Below are 2,111 nucleotides of genomic sequence, written 5' to 3'. Positions count from 1 at the left end.
CCTGTATGTGGTGGAGACGCCGGAGGGCAGGACCCACCGGGGCAAGTTTGCCGTGGTGAGGTAACGGGGGAGGCCGGGCGCACCGTGCGAATAGTTACCAAGTGCGCACCGAGCCCGTGATGCTCCTGGTTCCACCCTCGTGCCTGATTTCGCTTGACAGTGTGCCGAATCGTAGCTAGATTACAATGAGCGCTGGCACCGCGTCGGACGTGGCGGTGAGCGCCTGCGGGCGCGTCAGGAAGCAGAGGAGGTGACGTCATGCGCCGCAAAGCCATCGTGCTGCTGGGGGCTTGTAGGCCTTCTGCTTCTGGCCTTCGTTTTACCCCCACGCGCCGATATACCCACAACCGAGCCCAACAGAATACGGGGGTACACGTACTACTGGAATGAAAGCAAGCAGCGGTGGATGATAGCTGGAGGTGCCCAGGTGACGGCATCGAAGAACGGGCAGGCATGCGCCCAAACTACCAGCGCCACCAATGGGTACTATCTTCTCTGTTTGGACGACTGCCATTCACCAGGGTCGCCGCCGGTAGAGCTGGATGTGGAGGCCTCTTACCAGGGCCTCCATGACTATTATTCTTTCGTCTGTTACGGCCAAGACGAGTACCACGACTTTCACATGGTCGGGGAGGAAGAGATAGCCCCACCTGATCGGTAGTGAGCCCTGTACGCGGTGCTAGCGCGCGGATTGAGAGGAGAACGGCCATGATGCGAGAGAAGGCGCCGCGTGAGGTGAAAGGCGGCTGGGTGGTCACTATGGCAGTGCTCTTGGCCGCCATGCCAACCTCCCTGCGCGCGCAAACTAAGGTGGGCCCTGATTTTTCGCTCGGCGTCACACAAGTTGGCCAGGTCAGGAGGGTGGCTCTTCCCAATGGCCACATTGCCTGGCCCTCCGGCCCGGGGTACCCTTATCAAAGGCAACTATACAAAGGAAACTTCGGTTTTTTTCAGTATGTTGATTTCGTCCTAGGCATTCCCGAGGGTCCTTGGACACCACGAGTCTTCGACCAGGAGGCAGGGGACACAGTCAGTTTAGGGCCCGCAGTGGCAGAGGGCATCTCCCGCTATGTTCACGAAGGGATACAGGGTCCCGATTGGGGGCCGTGCCTTGGCTCCAGGGGGATGTACTTCTCGGGCGAACTTCTGGCGGGCGATCTCTACCCCGACAGCCCGGAGCCTGAGGTTCCTATTATGGCTACTTCCACCCTTCCGGAGACTTGGCCCTATGACCTGTACGGCTTCCGCCGCTGGCCTGGAGCCTGGGCCAAGGACCCAGAGACCGGCAAGCCCCTCTCCGGAGTTTTCGTCTCCGATCAGGACCTCTTCTTCTGTTTTACCGACAAGCCCTACGCTAACCGCACTTCCCTCGGTGCCCAGAGTTACCCTATCGGGGCCAAAGTGGAGTGCCAGGTGCACGCCTTCGCCGACAGCTATGCCGAAGATGTGACGTTCTATGAACTCGATTTAATCAATACTGCGGTGCACCACTACAGAGGGGTCTATGCAGGGGTCTTCTGCGAAGTGCGTAGCTCCAAAGCCACCTGGGTAGGTGATCTCGTAGGCTACATCCGCCATGGTGATGATGGGATGGGAGGGCAGAGTTGCCGCTACGATATGGGCTACTGGTATAAGAGGCCAGAGCTCGGGGGGCCTTACATGGGTATCGAATTGCTTGAGACGCCGCTTGCTCCCCCGGGGGATGGCATCGACAACGACCTCGATGGTGAGGTCGACGAACCAGAAGGGGAAAAGGCCGGCATGAGCGGGTGGCACCTTTGTCAGGCCGAAGCGGAAGATGCTACGGGCCGTTGGATTAGCTACCTCGAGCGGAAGGACAGGGATCTGTGGCAGTACAAGGTGTTGAGCGGCGACACCTCTGGGCTCCCTGCGGACTTGAAGAATCACTTTTTCATTCCTGATCCGAACGGGGTACTCGACCCTCATTTCGACTCTCCCGCCACTATCGCAGCCCGACATCCTGAATATCTTGCTCCGGCTACCTTCTTGGTCTCCACTGGCCCCTTTGATTGGCGTGCTGGCGACACTTTGCGTTTGGTGTTTGCCCTGGTGATGGGCGATGACCTTGAGGATTTGAAGCGCAACGCGCG

At 59.1% G+C, this 2,111-nt stretch carries 2 protein-coding genes; both read left to right on the top strand.

Annotation, left to right across the window (positions count from 1 at the left end; genetic code table 11):
• Nucleotides 1–427 precede the first annotated feature (427 nt).
• Entirely contained in the window at nucleotides 428–661 is a 234-nt protein-coding gene (locus H5U38_05295) for a hypothetical protein (protein ID MBC7186436.1), read from the top strand.
• A 47-nt stretch (nucleotides 662–708) separates the two neighbouring features.
• The coding region (locus H5U38_05290) for a hypothetical protein (GenBank protein ID MBC7186435.1) at nucleotides 709–2,111 on the top strand (1,403 nt) is incomplete at its 3' end.

This window comes from Calditrichota bacterium (genome assembly GCA_014359355.1).
GTDB lineage: Bacteria > Zhuqueibacterota > Zhuqueibacteria > JANLFK01 > Oleimicrobiaceae > Oleimicrobium.
This window is presented reverse-complemented; position numbering and strand designations above follow the sequence as displayed.